The sequence below is a fragment of the Marinomonas sp. genome, assembly GCF_965225885.1.
GTDB lineage: Bacteria > Pseudomonadota > Gammaproteobacteria > Pseudomonadales > Marinomonadaceae > Marinomonas.
On sequence record NZ_OZ245329.1, the window covers coordinates 2,435,473 to 2,451,561 of the forward strand.

The following is a 16,089-nucleotide window of genomic DNA, read 5'->3' on the forward strand; positions in this document are numbered from 1 at the left end:
TTTTTAAAGAAAAGTACCGCCTACCTCGGAGGAATGTCATTTTTCAATTCTAGCTTGTTTAGCGGCGGTTAAAGTCTTTTGACCTCGCTCTTGGCGTTAGCCTTGCTCCGCATCAACCTTGTAAGTTGTTGATTTAAATTTTTTTGTAGGTCGCGGCTTTAGCCCGACAACGTAATTATTCCCTCCCCTTATGTCTTCCAAGGGAAGGGCGAGGGAGGGGTTATTACTTTGGTGCTTTAACGTTATAGCGCTACAATGTTATGACTTCATAACAATAGTTGAGGGATAAAATGAGTAATTTATCAAAGCGTTCAACCGTTTTCTTTGAACCAGATACCCTCAAAGCGTTAAAAATGCGAGCGGCATCATCAGATGTTTCAATTTCAGAACTAATTGATGAAGCGATCCGTTTGCTTATGAGAGAAGATCAAGAAGACCTAGCTGCCATATCTGAACGTTCAAGTGAGCAAGAAATATCTTATGAAGACTTTCAAAGTGAATTAGAAATTATTGGCAAAATATAAAATCTTTATCGAGAGTGCTTCAATAACCCAAAGGGAGACTGTAACTAATTTTGTGTAACTACCTATCACAACATATTCTATAGAGAATTAAGGATAGGTAGATGCAAATGAACCAAAAAGAACTGGAAGCCTTCGCAAAAGAAGCCGCCAAAGGCATTAAAACGCCTGAGGATCTTAACGAATTTAGCCAAATGCTGAAGAAGATTACCGTTGAGGCGGCCTTGAATGCAGAGATGGATGAGCATCTGGGTTACGAGAGACATCAAAAATCCTCGTCAACCAACAGTCGTAATGGTAAGAACAGTAAGCGTATTAAGACGGAAGATGGTGAGTTTGAACTGGATACGCCTCGTGACCGCGAAGGTTCTTTTGAACCAAAGCTGGTCAAAAAGCACCAATCCCGCTTTACTTCCATGGACGATAAAATCCTATGGCTCTACGCGCAAGGTATGAGCACCCGAGACATCGTCAATGCCTTCGATGAATGGTACGGTGCTGAGATATCTCCGACACTGGTATCACGTGTTACCAACGCGGTGATCGAGCAAGTAACTGAATGGCAAGCACGCCCCTTGGATGCCATCTATCCCATTGTGTATCTTGATTGTATTGTGTTGAAAATCCGCCAAGATAAGCGTGTTATCAATAAATCGATTTTCTTGGCACTCGGTATCAACACCGACGGTCATAAAGAACTCATGGGCATGTGGATTGCTGAGAACGAAGGGGCTAAGTTCTGGCTAAACGTCCTCACTGAGCTTCAGCAGCGTGGTGTAGAAGATATTCTCATCGCTTGTGTTGATGGTCTAAAAGGCTTCCCAGAAGCCATCAATGCCGTTTTCCCACAAACCAGCATTCAACTGTGTATCGTGCATATGGTACGCAACTCATTGAAGTATGTATCATGGAAAGACTACAAAGCGGTGACGGCGGACTTAAAGCAAGTTTACCGCTCTGCAACGGAAGAAGAAGCCTTGTTGGAGTTAGATCGTTTCGCAGGCGTCTGGGACGATCAATACCCGCAAATCACCAAATCGTGGCGCAATCACTGGCATAATCTTAATACACTGTTTAGTTACCCTGACGATATCCGCAAAGCGATCTACACAACGAACGCTATTGAATCACTGAACAGTGTCATCCGTAGAGCCATTAAAAAACGTAAAGTCTTCCCAAGCGACGATTCTGCGAGGAAAATGGTTTATCTTGCCATTAGAGAGGCCAGTAAAAAATGGACAATGCCCATTCAAAACTGGCGCCAAGCGATGAGTCGATTTATTATTGAGTTCGAGGAGCGACTCGAAAAGCACCTTAACTAAATGGTAGTTACACAGAATCTGTTACAGGGTCCCCAAAGGGTAGAACCCCTTTTCCTGTAACCTACTATCGGAAACAACAAGCCTTCATTGAAAAGGGCTTTGACCCTGATCTCCGTTGGAGACGCGAGCAAACCAAACATCACCGCTCGACGTTACTGTTTTAGATTGCCGTTTGACCTCGCTCTTGGTGTTCGCCTTGCTCCGCATCAATCATCAAAATACCTTGCATCCCAACTCACCTTGTAGGGCATATAAGCGAAGCGGATTTTTATATATTTTAAAAGTGCCGCGAAAGCGAAGCTTTCTTTTGTTTATCTTGGCGATGTCTCTGGGAGTAAAGTGACAGAGCGGCTTCGCATCATACTGCCATGGGACAATGGCAGTTAGCGTTAGCACTTAGTGAGATCAGCGTATAAAAACAGATCAGGTCAAAAGGCCTGAGGGAATCGCTTGCCTCACAAGTCAAATCACGCTACAAAAGGGTTTATTATGAACCAACATAGCGGCGATCAAAGACGATCTGAAGCGGCATAGACTAAACAGACTTTGGTATTAAGCGAGTTATTTTACAGGGATGTCCCACCATGAAAAAAGCAAATCCCCTATATAGACAACGCAACCGTTCAACAGTGGGTTATAGCCGCAGCTACGCTGCCGTATAACCCTTAATTGTTATCTATATAAGGAAAACATGTGACAGAAGAAGTTACTCAAGCATTGACAGTATCTACGTGGTTGGACCCAAAGTTCACGGGAAGTCGTGCTGGAAAAAGGTTTCGCCGCAAAAGTATTGGTAATAAGGCGATTCAAGCCATTGCTTTAACACCATCTCATCAGACAAATTATGCAAGTGCTGCAAATACAGCAATCCCGCCATAAGACGCGTTGGCAACGCGGCCGCACCAACGCTTGAAAAATGGGTACTAAGCGTTGAGTCCAATTGCTTCCAATCAATGATCTTAGCCAGTCGAACTAAAGGATGATTGGGGTTAATGATGTCTACGAGCTGAGGTTGGAACAAATCTTTTTGTGGGACGATCTTTGTCTGACGAGGTTTCATAAAACTCAACCATTCTGCGACTTTTTAGTTCTAAAGGTGTATTTTTCGTAAGATTTAGGTATTAACTAACTTATAAAAACACATTAGATTCAATAGGTTGAGAGTTTTTCAGGGGCGACTAATTATTGTACTATTCAAATAATAGTAAAAAGTCAGTGTCGTTCCTAATTCTCGTTTTTATAAGTTGTTAAATATCAAGTTAGTTTTTCTACCTGGTTTTTTAAAATTAACTGAAAAAAACCATAAGAATTTAGGTTCTTTTCTTCTGTTTCAATTCGCATTTTATTTACATCATTATGAAGATATGCATTAATAAAATTTTCAAAAATTGAAAAATGACTACGAAGTAAATTAATTCGTAAAGCCTTAATATTAGCGTTTGAGTGTGCATTGATTTCACAGTCGCCTATGCCAAATAGTTTGATTGTCTCTAAAGCTTTCTCATAAAAATATCCTGTGTCATGTTTAGGTGTTAACTCTAATACTTTTCTACTGTTTGGTAATCGCCTAGTAACTACTTTAAATAAATTGAATATATCATCACTTATAGGGTTAGCAATGAGTGGTTGTTCTGTTGCTAATTGAGCAAAATTAGTTGCTCTAGCTGCGTGAGCTCCAAATAGTGGGAATTCTGATTTTTTATAAATATTATTACATTCTGAGCACATCAAAATATAATTCATATGCTGAAACTCCAAAAATGGATAATGCATTTTCGGACGGTAGTGATCAACGGTAGGTATAATTTGTACTGGAGGCTTTCCAGATTTGTTACTCGGTCTAGTTAATAGGTGGTCAATTAAAGTACATTCACAAATTGGGCATTTGTTTTTAGTAACCGCAAGGTGAACCCCTTGAAATTTTGACCACTTCTTTGGTGTAGAGCTATTGAAGTTTTGAAGAGCTAGGGGGTAATCACTATGTTCATATAAAGAACGCATATCAATCATCGAATGAAACTCCAAATTCACTTAAAAAATTTGCCATTTCCTGCTCTGAAGCAGATTCATACTCTTCATAACTAATATTTTTGTTCTTTTTAAGAAATTTTAAAAACGCAAAATATTTTTTATTATAAATAATATCTCCAGCCAAACTATTTTCTAAGATTTTACTAAGGTTAGCCAGTTGCTCTTGTTCTTTAGTGTCTAATTCACTCTCGCGCATTTTAAAATCACTAAAAAGTTGGATGTCATTTTGCATTTGAGTTCCGACCAAAGATGGCAACTGGAAGTGATCTAACAAAATAGAGGATATATCTAAGTATTTAGTTCCGTTTGCTCTTTTCTGAACTTCTTCATTGTTTGCTTCGATAATGCCAATTTCATCATTATCTCTATTTAATAAAATAAGAGGGTTGTGCGTCGCAATGATGATTTGCGCGTTAGCGTTTAATTTTTTAATATGATCAATAAATGTAGCCTGCCATTCAACATGCAAGGACGTTTCCGGCTCATCCATTAATAAAATAAACGATTTATTTTTTTGTAAAATTACTGTTAGAAAAATAATCAAAAGTTGCTTTTCACCCGATGATAAGTTAGTTACTTTAATGCGGAGAGGATTATTTTCATTTTTTAGTTCAATAAGTAATGGAAAATCTTCATCATCAATAATTATGGATTTTTGTGTGCCTGAGAAGTACCCATCAATAATTGATTTGAATTCAATTAATGGCTTATTTATTTTTTCTGTTGCTTCTTTTATTTGAAAACTCAATTCTTGTAAACGAGAAAAATCATCTGTAGTTGCTGTTGCCAGATTACTTATCCCCCAGGGCAAACGCATGAACGCTTTTTGATCAGTTGATGCAGCATTTGCATTCAATCCGTGTTTGATTAATGATCGTGCCTTTTCGAAGCCGATGACCTTATTAGAACGTATGATGCAGCTAAATGACCCACGCCAACAAGCAAAATGTACCCATGATTTAGGGGAAGTCGTCTTTATGACGACCTGTGCAATACTTTGTGGTGCGGATGATTGGAAGTCTATTCAGCTCTTTGCTGATACTCGAAAGGACTGGTTTAAACAGTATCTTCGATTACCTGGTGGCATTCCATCGCATGATACCTTTAACCGTTTATTTTCTTTGTTGGATCCGGCCTGTTATCGAGAAATGTTTTGTGGCTGGGTTCAAGATATGTTGATGGATACCCCATTATCGGGTGTCGTCGCGATTGATGGAAAGACGGTGCGGGCGTCGCGCTCGAACAAGCACCAAGCAATTCACATGGTGAACGCTTGGGCCTCGCAGGCAGGCGTGTCTCTTGGTCAATACAAAGTTGATAAAAAATCCAATGAAATCACAGCTATTCCTAAGCTACTAGACCAACTAACTATCAAAGGTTGTTTGGTCACAATGGATGCCATGGGGTGCCAGAAAGACATTGTCTCCAAGGTCATTGAAAGAGAGTCCGATTATTTGGTTACCGTAAAAAGTAACCAGAAAACGTTACATAAAGAGTTGGTTACCTACTTCGACCATTACTGGGCAAACCATATACAAGACACGCTAAGTGATCAATTTTTTGAGCAACAAAACGAAACCCATGGTCGCAAGGAGCATCGTCGATGCTGGGTCACGATGGATTTATCTTCCCTGTCTATTGCAGCAGAATGGCAAGCTAAAACCGTCGCCGCGATACAATCAGATCGAGTTTCTAATGAAAAAGGCCGAAGCCATATTCGTTATTTTATTTCCAGTAAAGCGATGACGGCGGAAGAAGTGCTAAAGGCTACTCGTGAGCATTGGGGGGTCGAAAATCAGCTTCATTGGGTGTTGGATGTCTCTTTTGGGGAAGATCAGTGCCGAGCTAGACAGGGTTATGCTGCAGAAAACCTAGCCACCACCCGACAAATCGCTTTAAATTTATTAAAGCAGGAAACAAGTTTGAAACTGGGTATCAAAAACAAGCGCAAAGCCTGCGGCTGGGATGATAAGTATCTGTTTAAAGTGATGGGACTGGTTAAATAATATTCATGCGTTTGCCCTGACTTATCCCCTCATCGCGTAGCTTAATTTTTTCCCCTACAGTTTTATTAATCGATTGCAATAAACTTCGTTGAAAGCCTTCGAGTTCACCTGTTAACTTCAAAAGCTGACTATCTAGGTCAACAACATCGTTGTTATGTCTGTCTAGTTTAATATCGAATGTATTTACCATGACAGCATTTATTTTTGATGGTGATTTGCTTTGTGATATTTTCGATATTTGAGTTTCATTATTATCGAAAGTTTTTAAGATAGTTAGCTCAACATATGGAGATTCAAAAGACTCTAATATCTCTTCATCATTATTAATACAAGCGTAAATAAGCTTTAATAACGTTGATTTCCACAACCATTTTTACCAATTAACACACTTACATCATTGCCTAGAGACCATTCAATATTTTTATAGCCGAATATTTTTTTTATAGATACATGAGTGATTTCGGTTTTTATCGCAGTCTTAAGTTCAAGTGCACCTGATTTTAATAATAGGTCTTTTATATCTTTTTTAAATGATATAAATGCGTCTTCTCTATTTTTACTTGGTAAAAACTTTCTTACTATTTGATTAAAAATAAAATCTTTGCGTTCTCTATGGGAGCCTGTACCGTTTTTTTCATAGGCTTGTTGCCATAAGTGTTCTTTTTCAACAATAAAATTTCTATAAATATAGTGAATTAATTTTTGTGAGATATTTTGTTTTATTTTATTTTGACTATCAAATACTTCTGATGTTAGCTCGTCTCTTTTAAGAAAAGAGTTAAGCTCGTGCATCAAAAAAATTAGGATCCAGCTAATTGGTTTTAAGTGACGATACTCTATATCTGCGTTGTGGAGACGTTTAGAAAGAGCCTTGACTACAGACCAGTGCTCGCCTTCTATTCTATTAGTAATCGTGGATACTAAGGTCTCGCTATTGTATTTAGAAAATAGTAAATCAAAATCGTATTCTAAAGGGATTGAATTTTTTCTTTACTACTATTAATATTAGTTAATAACCGTTGTATCGATTTTTTAGACTCCTCGTTAATTGTTTTATCATCAAGTGCATTTAATTTGAATGTGTCTTTGTTTTCTTCTTTAAAATCTATGTCATCTTGTTTTAACGCATTTCTAAGATTATTTAAATTACGTCTAAAATATGCATTTTGGTCCGTTTGCTCAAGTTTGTCTGTTTTGGAAAATACTAATTTAAACTTTTCTTGATAACCATTTAAAAATATACCTTCAATTGCTCCATGCCCTCCAGCAGCAAAGGGGTCATTTGCATCATCTATTAGTACAATGCTGTTACAATAGTTAAAATAATTATAATGACGAGCAGATAACGTATCTCTTTTTTCACCTAAAGAGTGCCCAATCCCTTCTCCATCAATTAATAGAAATTCGAGGCTAGGATCAAGCCAATCTACTAATAAATCACCTTCAATTCGTATATATTCAGCCAAAATGGATATCGAGCCAAAGTCATGGCTTAGAAGCTTTTTAGTTTTCAGTATAAATTCATCTTTATTATCTATATTTTCGATTACTAATGTTTCGTTGGAAAATGGAGTATGAGTGTTTTTGCAAGCTATTTTGAAATTTTCTTCTATTTCAGCAAGAATTTCGGCAACAATTTTATCGATTTCACTTTTAATAAATGAGTTTGATAACAGTGTTTCATCATTAATGTCTTTAGCTTGGATAGGAGGTAATACATTAGTGATGATATCGTTTGCAATTTTTGAAAAAGTATCACTGCTGACCATTTGGTTAAGTTTGAATCGGTCATCTGGTGATTGCTCTAATTCAAAAATTATATCTTCGATAACACTATTGTCTTGTTTGGCTTTTAATATAGCCCCTTGTATTAATTCCTCTATTGCAAAAAGAACATCGTTTTTGTTTTTTAAAATAATAGTCGTTTTATAAGGAATGTTTTTTTGAATTACATATTCGGTAGGTGCAATTGTAGTTCGCCTTTGACTAGTGACAGGGAAGCCATGCTTTTTTGAACCAATGATATGTTGAACTAGAGATGTTTTGCCTGCACCCGTACAGCCAATAAGGTATATTTTCTTTACATCTGGAGGTGTACCTAAAATCTCTTGTATTTCTTTGAAATTTCTCATGATTTTCAACTTTATTTTTCTATAATTAAATAATTTTACACTGCCAAAGCGAACTTTTCATCACTAATTTTTTCTTGGTAAGGGTTTTCTCATATTTTGAGTTCAGTACCGACTAACTCATCGTGTAATGTTAGCTTAAGAACATTAACTTCCGTTGTCATCTTCGTCTTCTAGGAGTCCTTTCCATGGGGAGTTGATTAATGGTTGTTCTTTGGTTGCATAAGCTGATTGTGTTTGCGATGAAGTGATACGAGCATCATTATTTTCAAGCAGTGTTAAAACCGCTGTGAGTTTTTCTCTTGGGATTAATAGAACTTCACTGTTCAGGCCTTGATCAATCAGTTTAAGCGTGTCGAGTCGAGGGTTGCCTTTTGTTTCAAGCCGTTGGTATTGCTGTCTAGACCTTAACCCTTGGCCGGTTATGACGAAGTTAGTGTTTAGGTTAAAATCACAACCCTGCAACAAGGGCACTCATCAAGCGCCCTTGCTCCCGCCTCAAAAAAATTACTTCCAAACCGGTTTTCTCACTTCTTGATCCACGTCGGCGGCGGTTAGGCCGATGTCTTTCAGTTGGGCGTCGTCTAGGCGGCTCAATCTACTTCTTGTTCGTCAGTCAGTTATTGGCGATTTGTGCTAGGCGTTGTTTGCATGTGCTTTTTTAGGAGAAAAGGTTTGATGGATAAGGCTTGTCAATTAGGTGAAGTCGAAGTAAAAAGACACATAGAGCAAATTAAAGATTGCGTAACTAGTAAATGGCAGTAATACGTGCAAAACCACATTGTAAGCGAACAGGGAAGCCAGATAATGAAAAGAGTAAATCCCATATATAGCCTTGCCTAAGCCACCGTATAACCTTTAATTGTTAAGTGATGGTCAATTTTTGCAGATCCCAAATAATGTAAATGGAGAAAAAATGCAGTTTGCTAAGGCGTTTCAATACAAGAAGTGGGCAAATAATGAGTTGCTTGATCTAGGAGAAAAGCAGTTTTCAAAACTTCTAGAAAGTGATGGGACTTTTTTTATCAGGATCTTAAATCATACAGCGGTCGTTGATAGTCTCTTTATCAGCCGGATTTTAGGAGAGCCTGAAAAATACAGTGGCGCTAATACACAGGAAACTCCGGCGTTATCGGAGTTACGCGAAGTCATGAATCAAAATGATTCTTGGCTGGTTCATTATGCTGAATCAGCCTCTGAGAAAGAACTAAAAAGGGTTATTTCATTTACATTTGTTGATGGCGATACTGGGCAATTGTCGGTCGAAGAAATACTGATCCATTTACTAACGCATGGTAGTAATCATCGAGGCATGGCATCTAGAACGCTGGCTGTAAATAGTTTAGAGCGTCCAAAAGATACGTTTACGCGATATCTGCATCAAGCAGAACCTTCAAGAAGAGTAGGAATTAGCTTATAACTGGCTATGTTTATATTCCCTCGATATTTTTCATCAATTCAAATAAATAAAGAGAGCCGAAATGACAGAGAATATGACAGGAAAGACGGTGGTAATTACTGGGGCAAGTTCGGGAATCGGTGCTATAGCAGCACGTCAGCTTGCTCGACAAGGAGCTAGAGTCGTGCCCGTTGGGCGTTCCCAGAATGAGACCTTTGCGTTGGCTAGGGAACTTGGCGTGGAAGCGTTCGTTGCGGATTATGCGCGACTTGATGACGTCAAGGCTCTGGCTAATCAACTGCTAGATACCTTTCCTAAAATAGATGTGCTGGCTCACAATGCTGGCACGATGATGGGCAAGCGAACCATTACCGAGGATGGCCACGAATATACGTTGCAAGTTAACTATCTTGCCCCGTTTCTTTTGCAGCATCTCTTGCATGATCGGTTATCCACCAGTAAGGCTCATGTCGTTGTCACCAGCAGTCTAGCTCACTGGTTTGGCGGGATACATCTTGATGACTTGAATTTTGATAAGCGCCGGTATTCAACGCAAGCAGCCTATGCAGATTCAAAGTTGGCCGATCTATTATTCGCACGTGAAATTGCTAGTCAATCGCCGCAAACAGGCATCACCGCCGCCGCATTCCATCCCGGTGTGGTGGCAACTCGTGTTGGGCGAGATGCGGCAGGAGTGCTTTCTGTCTCATACAACACTTCTATGGGCCGTGCCTTTATGTTTAACCAAGAGAAAGGTGGGGGCAATCTGGTGGCAATGCTCAGCCATGAAAACCAGAATGGCATCAACGGTCAATATTTCAGTGCGAGTCTTATTTCTAACCGTTTAATTTCCAATGCGCGATCTTCCAAACAAGCCCGAGACATTGAGCTCGGTCAGAATCTTTGGCAACGAACCGAGAGTATTCTTGGGCTCTAACAGGCGTACTCTATTCAAAATTTAAGTAAAAAAACACAACCTTGAAACAAGGGCTCCCATGATAAAGCGCCCTTGCTCCCGCCTCAAAAAAATTACTTCCAAACCGGTTTTCTCACTTCGTGATCCACATCCGCAGCAGTTAGACCGAGGTCTTTTAGTTGAGCGTCATTTAGTTGGCTGAGTCGGTTTCTCGTGCGCCAGTTATGAGCGATTTTTTTGAAGATCGCTTTCCATGGCTTTTCTTTCAGATTATCTAATGTGTCTTTGCAGCATTGGCTTATGTCTATTTGGCAGCTTTTGATGTTGTTCATTTCTTCTGGAGTGCAAGTTTTCATGGCGCTATCCTTTTTTCTGTTAATAGTTTGTTTGCTTTATGGTCAAATAATCGGCTTTTAATTGCGGTGCGACAAACGAGAAAAAGTGTTTTATAGTTAAGAAAATCTTACTTATAAAAGGTATTTTTCCATGTCTTCTAGTCGAACTTTGCCGCCGTTGAAATCTTTGCAAGCGTTTCGTTATGCGGCGCAGACGTTGAGTTTTAAAAAGGCGGCGGAGTCTCTTTTTGTGACGCAGGCGGCGGTGAGCCAGCAGATTAAGACCTTGGAGCAGGCGTTGAGTGTTGAGTTGTTTGAACGACACACTCGCCAAGTGGTTCTGACATCGGAAGGGCAGTATTTATTTGAATACGTTGAAAAGGCGTTTGGTTTATTAGAAGAAGGCGTGAAGGGAATTACGGAAGATCCGAACCCCAATACCTTGGTGATTAGTTCGGTGCCGTCGTTTTCAAGCCGTTGGTTGGTGTCGCGTTTGGGTGGGTTTCAAACGCAGGAGCCGGAGATTAACCTTCGTTTGAGTCCGAGTATTGAGTTGTCGACGTTTGCGGACAGTGATTTGGATTTGTGTATTCGCTTGGGTCGAGGTGAATACGCAGGGCTAAAGTCGCAATTATTATTTCAAGAGCATTTAGTATTGGTGTGTCATCCTTCGATGATTGATATACAGCAGCCGATCAAAGAGCAGTTAATTACTATTCCTATTATTACCGATACTGGGCCAGATGTTGCGCATGTGTGGCCTGTGTTGCAGCGGTTCTTGGATCTTTACGACATGCCGATGAAGTCGAATTTGCATCTGGCGGATTCGACTTCTTTGGTGGAGGCATTGTTGTCTCGACAAGGTTTGGCGATGATGCGTTATGGTTTGGTGTATGAGCAGATTGAGAAAGGTCAGCTTATTTGTCCGCTGCCTATTTATATGAAGTCCCAATATGACTTTTATCTTGTTGCGCCTGCGCCGCATTTTAAGTACCAGAAAGTAATGACGTTCAGACACTGGATTGAAAACGAGGTAAAGGTGATTGATTCCTCCTGGCAGGCGTATTTGAAGAATAATCCAGAGATGAAAGAAGTCGAGTTTTAGCGACTTCTGTTATCACGAGTTTACCCCACGATGTGATTAAATGTTTTAGCCGGAGTTAACGGAACGAACATGCGGGTTTTGTGGTAATATTTTCGACGATTTTATTTTTCATCAACAATGATTGTTAGGATTTTTATGGCTAATTCAAAAAAGGATAAGGAAGGCTACATTGATGAGGATTATATTTTAAATAAGCTAGAAAGGACTCATGATCAGGATGTGACTTTAACGCCTGATTTTGTTTTAAAGGAGAAGGCAAGGATTACGTTGATTGTTGCTGGTGTTTTTTTGGCGGTTTTTTATCTCTTTAACTCTCTTTGGGGTTTTTTCAATCTCCCAGTTCAGCTTGTGTTGCTAATTGGTGCGCCTCTATTGTCTTTTGCGGCAACGGTTTATTTGACTTTTTATGGTCGCTCTACGTTTCTTTCAAAACTGTCTGGTGTCGTGTGTTTGGCCTCTTTTGTGGTGAACCTTTCTGCGCTTGTCACTTTGTTTACTGTGATGCCTTCATCGCTTCCGCTTTTGGTTTGGGCTCTATTCAGTGTCTTCCTATATTTCATGTGTCACTCACGTATTTTTCTTGTGTCTGGGTTGGTATTTACCGGGCTCCTTTTTACTTTTTTAAGTAACATAGAATATATCTATAACTGGTAAAGCCGTTCAGGGGAAAGGAATGAAAAAATATATATTTTATGGACTGTGCATTATTCTAGGTGCGAATGCGTTATTTTTAGCACAAGTTTATTTTAATAAACAGAAAGTAACGTCATCTATTACTCTGACCGAGCGTGAACTTTATGTTTATAGTGTCGATAAAGGCGAGCTTGCGATTAATATAAATCGAAGAGAAAATTATGATTCAAGTGTGGCAACGAGTCGAAATGCTATTTTTCTAAATGCAAGTAAAGCAGATGACTTAGGTTTTTTAAAATGGAATGATAAATCTTCGCGCGAGTTGTTCTGGGCTGTTGAGTTTGATGGTGATGTTTTTGAAAATGAAGTGGAACACCAGAAAGAAATACACAAACCAATATCCTCAAAAAGGGTTTCGATTTCAAATCTTGAGGAACATCTGAGATTAATTAGTAGCAAGCGCGCTCCTGAAGATTTAGATAGAGCCTTGCATCTTTTAAATGCAGATAGTCATTTATTTGTTCTTGATCTTTCTGAAAGCTATAAAGAACTGGCTAATAAATATAAAGATAGAAAGAATATTTTTATCGCCAAAGGATTAACGAGAATATTGAGGGTTATGCGATATAAAGTGGATAACCACCTTGAATATCGTATGAATAATGAAAGATTGGCTATTCGAAATATTAAAATTTCGCCAGAGCTGATGGCGAAAGTAGCCGATTTATCGCCTTGGCAAAAAGGCATGGCGCCACGTTACACAGTAGATGTGAAATGGGGAGCAAACTTTGAGCCTTGGGTAACAGACATCAAGAGGATTGATAAGTAACCCTTTTGATGTCTGAGTTGTAAAACATATTCATTTCCTTAGGTTCTCAATAGCGCCTTTGGGAATGTTTGGTGTTATGTCATTGCCATATAAAGTCCGTCTATTTCCTCTCTAAGTCTTCTTTGTACGTTTTTATTTTCTCTTTATGGCTGTATTTTTCTTCGACTTAGCGTCCTTAATCATGCTCTGTGATTCCTAATCAATGTAAGACTGACGTGTTTTTTGGATGGGCGATTTTTTACAAACCAACAAGCCAAACCAACTTTGTCTACAAATATTTAGATTCGATTGCAGCATCAAGTTGGTGCAGCCAAATTTTATCAGCCTTTTATTGATTATTTTTTAATGCTTCCAAAGCTAATTTCTTAGCTCATTTTTTAACAGTATTTTGCTGAGTTTATTCATAAAAACTTATGAAATCAGTGCGCTTTTATTCAGATTTTAGATTGATTTTTCCATGCGTCTTTTTGGTGCTTAATTGTGAGGTTTGGCGTCATATTGATGCATGAAAATTATTATGCAATCGATTGCATAAAACCCTTGAATTACCCATAAAAACATTACTAATATAAATGTATTCACACGAAAGAATTGATTTATAAGGTTACATTCATGGTTGATTTTAATATTGGAAATATAAAGTTCGGTGTAGATCTTGTGACTTTTTCGCACCCCGATTATTGGGGGGTAAAAACAGATGATGAGGTTGGTGTTAAGGCAAAAAATCAGCCAAATCAATTTTGGTCAAAGATGCTAGACGATGTCGCGGCAACGGGCGTGACAGGCATCGAATTGACCTTTCCTCCTTTTGATTGGCGCGGTGCAACGGAGGCTTTTGGCAGTGTCGATTTGTTTAAGCAAGAGCTTGATAAAAGAGGACTAATCCTGTCGAGTGCCTTCTTCTCGCATTTTGAACGACATCCTAATATTTCAGATCCAATTATTCGTGCAACCTTACTGGATGAAGCGACGCATTATGCAGAGTTTTTAAACGAGTGCGATGCTGATGTGTTGGTCGTTGGTTGCCCGTTACGTCGATCATTGGGGCAATCACCAGTTGAAGCATTTGATTTTGATAAAGCCAAAGAAATTGCAGATTTTATTAATGAATTAGGCATAGCGACGTATAAGCAAGGTGTGCGTTTGGCGCTGCACTCTGAAGTCAGTACTGTTTTTGCTATGCCCAGAGATATTCAGCTTCTTATGATGCTGACGGATCCTTACTACGTGCATATGTGTCCAGACAGCGCTCATTTGCTGCTCGCTGGTGGAAGACCTGCCGATGTTATTGCTCAGCATAAAGAACGCATTGCCATCTCTCATTGGAAAGACGCGAAAGGGCTTTTTCCTACCGATGAAGTCATAGACAGTTCTATTCATCACAAGCATCGACCTTATTTTTGTGAATTTGGTAAAGGCGAGGTGGCGTTTAAAGCGTGGGCTTCTGTGCTGCTTAGTAAGCAAGAAAATAGTTGGAATATTTTAGAGTTGGATGCCAGCGAAAACCCAGTAGAAAGCATTGTTCATGCTTTAAAAGAGGTTGCTGGTGTTATTAAGCGTTTAGATTAAAAAGAACCACAAAAGGAGCACATCATGAAAGTAAAGACAATTGTGAAGCTGGTGAGTTTGAGTGCGATGATTTCTTCTGTCCCTGCCGTGATGGCAGAGGACAGTAAAATTGAAATGATGACCTCTTGGACATCGGGTGGCGAAGCGGCGGCATTGAATGTTTATCGCAGTGAATTTGAAAAAAGTGGCGGAGAGTGGGTAGATTCCTCTATTGCTGGATTTGGCGCGGCGGACGCGGCGTTTTTAAATCGAGTCATTGCTGGAAAGCCACCATCAGGAAAGAGCACTCCCATTGGTGCCGCGGCAGACGAATATGTTGCGCAAGGTATTTTGGCGGATCTTGGTTCTGTAGCACATAAAGAAGATTGGAAGTCTGTATTGCCTGCCAGTATTTACGATCTCATTACTTATGATGGCGAAACCTATTTAGCACCAACTGGTGCGCATGGTGAAAGTTGGATGTTTTACTCTAAGTCAGCTTTTGCAAAAGCTGGGATTGATGGGGATTTTGCTTCTTGGGAAGACCTTTTTGCGGCATTGGATAAGCTAAAGGCCGCGAACATTATTCCGATTGCGTGGGGTGGGCAAGGTTGGCAAGAAGGCATCGTGTTCAACATGATTTTATTGTCTCAAGTTGGGCAGGAAAATTACCTTGCGATTTACCGTGATAAAAAACAAAACGCTAAGCTTGAAAAAGGTGTAAAGGATGCATTGAGTATTTATCGTAAATTGAGTTATTACGATGATGAAGGCTCACCGGGTCGTAATTGGAATGATGCGACCGCCATGGTGATTGGTGGCAAAGCGGGTATTCAGTTTATGGGCGATTATGCCAAAGGCGAGTTTGATCAAGCGGGTTCTAAGCTTGGCGTTGATTACGGTTGTTCGTTAGTCCCTGAGTCAAAATCTATGGTGTACATTGCGGATTCTATTGCTTTTCCGAAGATGGAGTCTGGTAGTTTAACAGCTGGGCAAGCCAAGATTGCAAGCATCATTATGAATCCTGAAAGCCAAATTGAGTTCTCCCTCAAGAAAGGCTCCATTCCTGTTCGTCTTGATGTCGATACTTCTCGATTGGATGAATGTTCTAAACAGGGATTGAGTCTGATGAACGAAAACAAGATTGTGCCAGATTACGCGTTGCTGATTACGCCAGAGCAGAAAGGCAATGTGGCTGACTTTACCGATAATTTTTGGGTGAATAACAGTATTAGTGTGAAAGACGGCGTTAAGACATTTTTTTCGGTTCTTAAATATTAATCTTTCTTGAGGAGCTCGTTGAGCTCCTTTCTTT

General features: G+C 39.5%; 17 protein-coding genes and 2 pseudogenes. 10 read left to right on the plus strand and 9 right to left on the minus strand.

Annotation, left to right across the window (positions count from 1 at the left end; all coding sequences use genetic code 11):
- Window positions 1-290: 290 nt before the first annotated feature.
- Together ACO05V_RS11500 and ACO05V_RS11505 are read left to right on the plus strand one after the other, a co-directional pair.
- Window positions 291-524: a ribbon-helix-helix domain-containing protein gene (locus ACO05V_RS11500; protein WP_421851261.1), complete on the plus strand. Its 234-nt coding sequence runs from the start codon at window positions 291-293 to the stop codon at window positions 522-524.
- A gap of 107 nt (window positions 525-631) precedes the next feature.
- Window positions 632-1,843, plus strand: a complete 1,212-nt coding sequence (locus ACO05V_RS11505; RefSeq protein WP_338269659.1) for an IS256 family transposase — start codon at window positions 632-634, stop codon at window positions 1,841-1,843.
- A gap of 751 nt (window positions 1,844-2,594) precedes the next feature.
- Here the strand turns inward: ACO05V_RS11505 and ACO05V_RS11510 are convergent.
- The 3 genes and pseudogenes from ACO05V_RS11510 to ACO05V_RS11520 form a co-directional block, all read right to left on the minus strand.
- Window positions 2,595-2,903 (minus strand): annotated as a pseudogene (locus ACO05V_RS11510) (transposase); the annotation flags it as partial.
- Between the two features lie 194 nt (window positions 2,904-3,097).
- Entirely contained in the window at window positions 3,098-3,853 is a 756-nt protein-coding gene (locus ACO05V_RS11515; protein WP_421851264.1) for a hypothetical protein, read from the minus strand.
- Entirely contained in the window at window positions 3,846-4,730 is an 885-nt protein-coding gene (locus tag ACO05V_RS11520; protein WP_421851267.1) for an AAA family ATPase, read from the minus strand. Before ACO05V_RS11520 ends, ACO05V_RS11515 begins: the two co-directional genes overlap by 8 nt.
- A 37-nt stretch (window positions 4,731-4,767) precedes the next feature.
- Between ACO05V_RS11520 and ACO05V_RS11525 the strand changes: the two genes are divergently transcribed.
- Entirely contained in the window at window positions 4,768-5,880 is a 1,113-nt protein-coding gene (locus ACO05V_RS11525; RefSeq protein ID WP_421847783.1) for an ISAs1 family transposase, read from the plus strand.
- Here the strand turns inward: ACO05V_RS11525 and ACO05V_RS11530 are convergent.
- The 5 genes and pseudogenes from ACO05V_RS11530 to ACO05V_RS11550 form a co-directional block, all read right to left on the minus strand.
- Window positions 5,873-6,247 (minus strand): hypothetical protein, encoded by a 375-nt coding sequence (locus ACO05V_RS11530; protein WP_421851270.1) that lies wholly within the window; start codon window positions 6,245-6,247, stop codon window positions 5,873-5,875. The genes ACO05V_RS11525 and ACO05V_RS11530 overlap by 8 nt on opposite strands.
- Window positions 6,226-6,675 (minus strand): hypothetical protein, encoded by a 450-nt coding sequence (locus ACO05V_RS11535; RefSeq protein WP_421851273.1) that lies wholly within the window; start codon window positions 6,673-6,675, stop codon window positions 6,226-6,228. The genes ACO05V_RS11530 and ACO05V_RS11535 overlap by 22 nt, the downstream gene beginning before the upstream one ends.
- A gap of 173 nt (window positions 6,676-6,848) precedes the next feature.
- Window positions 6,849-8,012, minus strand: coding sequence for a hypothetical protein (locus tag ACO05V_RS11540; RefSeq protein WP_421851276.1), 1,164 nt, complete (start codon window positions 8,010-8,012; stop codon window positions 6,849-6,851).
- A gap of 144 nt (window positions 8,013-8,156) precedes the next feature.
- Window positions 8,157-8,483: a hypothetical protein gene (locus ACO05V_RS11545; RefSeq protein ID WP_421851279.1), complete on the minus strand. Its 327-nt coding sequence runs from the start codon at window positions 8,481-8,483 to the stop codon at window positions 8,157-8,159.
- A gap of 33 nt (window positions 8,484-8,516) precedes the next feature.
- A pseudogene (locus tag ACO05V_RS11550) lies at window positions 8,517-8,612 on the minus strand (DUF1127 domain-containing protein); the annotation flags it as partial.
- Window positions 8,613-8,925: 313 nt separating this feature from the next.
- Between ACO05V_RS11550 and ACO05V_RS11555 the strand changes: the two are divergent.
- Both ACO05V_RS11555 and ACO05V_RS11560 read left to right on the plus strand, forming a co-directional pair.
- Complete coding sequence (locus ACO05V_RS11555) at window positions 8,926-9,429, plus strand: DinB family protein (protein ID WP_421851282.1); 504 nt, start codon at window positions 8,926-8,928, stop codon at window positions 9,427-9,429.
- A gap of 73 nt (window positions 9,430-9,502) precedes the next feature.
- Window positions 9,503-10,345 carry an SDR family NAD(P)-dependent oxidoreductase gene (locus ACO05V_RS11560; RefSeq protein ID WP_421851285.1) on the plus strand — a complete coding sequence of 281 codons (843 nt, stop codon included), beginning with the start codon at window positions 9,503-9,505 and terminating at the stop codon, window positions 10,343-10,345.
- A gap of 92 nt (window positions 10,346-10,437) precedes the next feature.
- Here ACO05V_RS11560 and ACO05V_RS11565 read toward each other — a convergent pair whose 3' ends face one another.
- On the minus strand, window positions 10,438-10,680 hold the full coding sequence (locus ACO05V_RS11565) for a DUF1127 domain-containing protein (protein ID WP_421851288.1): 243 nt from the start codon (window positions 10,678-10,680) through the stop codon (window positions 10,438-10,440).
- A 130-nt stretch (window positions 10,681-10,810) separates the two neighbouring features.
- On the opposite strand from ACO05V_RS11565, the gene ACO05V_RS11570 reads away from it, so the two are divergent.
- The 5 genes from ACO05V_RS11570 (at window position 10,811) to ACO05V_RS11590 (ending at window position 16,055) form a co-directional block, all read left to right on the plus strand.
- On the plus strand, window positions 10,811-11,764 hold the full coding sequence (locus tag ACO05V_RS11570) for a LysR substrate-binding domain-containing protein (protein ID WP_421851291.1): 954 nt from the start codon (window positions 10,811-10,813) through the stop codon (window positions 11,762-11,764).
- A 135-nt stretch (window positions 11,765-11,899) separates the two neighbouring features.
- Window positions 11,900-12,418 carry a hypothetical protein gene (locus ACO05V_RS11575; protein ID WP_421851294.1) on the plus strand — a complete coding sequence of 173 codons (519 nt, stop codon included), beginning with the start codon at window positions 11,900-11,902 and terminating at the stop codon, window positions 12,416-12,418.
- Window positions 12,419-12,437: 19 nt separating this feature from the next.
- Window positions 12,438-13,226, plus strand: a complete 789-nt coding sequence (locus ACO05V_RS11580; protein WP_421851297.1) for a DUF4824 family protein — start codon at window positions 12,438-12,440, stop codon at window positions 13,224-13,226.
- A gap of 612 nt (window positions 13,227-13,838) precedes the next feature.
- On the plus strand, window positions 13,839-14,795 hold the full coding sequence (locus ACO05V_RS11585; protein WP_421851300.1) for a sugar phosphate isomerase/epimerase family protein: 957 nt from the start codon (window positions 13,839-13,841) through the stop codon (window positions 14,793-14,795).
- Between the two features lie 24 nt (window positions 14,796-14,819).
- Entirely contained in the window at window positions 14,820-16,055 is a 1,236-nt protein-coding gene (locus ACO05V_RS11590) for an ABC transporter substrate-binding protein (RefSeq protein WP_421851304.1), read from the plus strand.
- Window positions 16,056-16,089 lie beyond the last annotated feature (34 nt).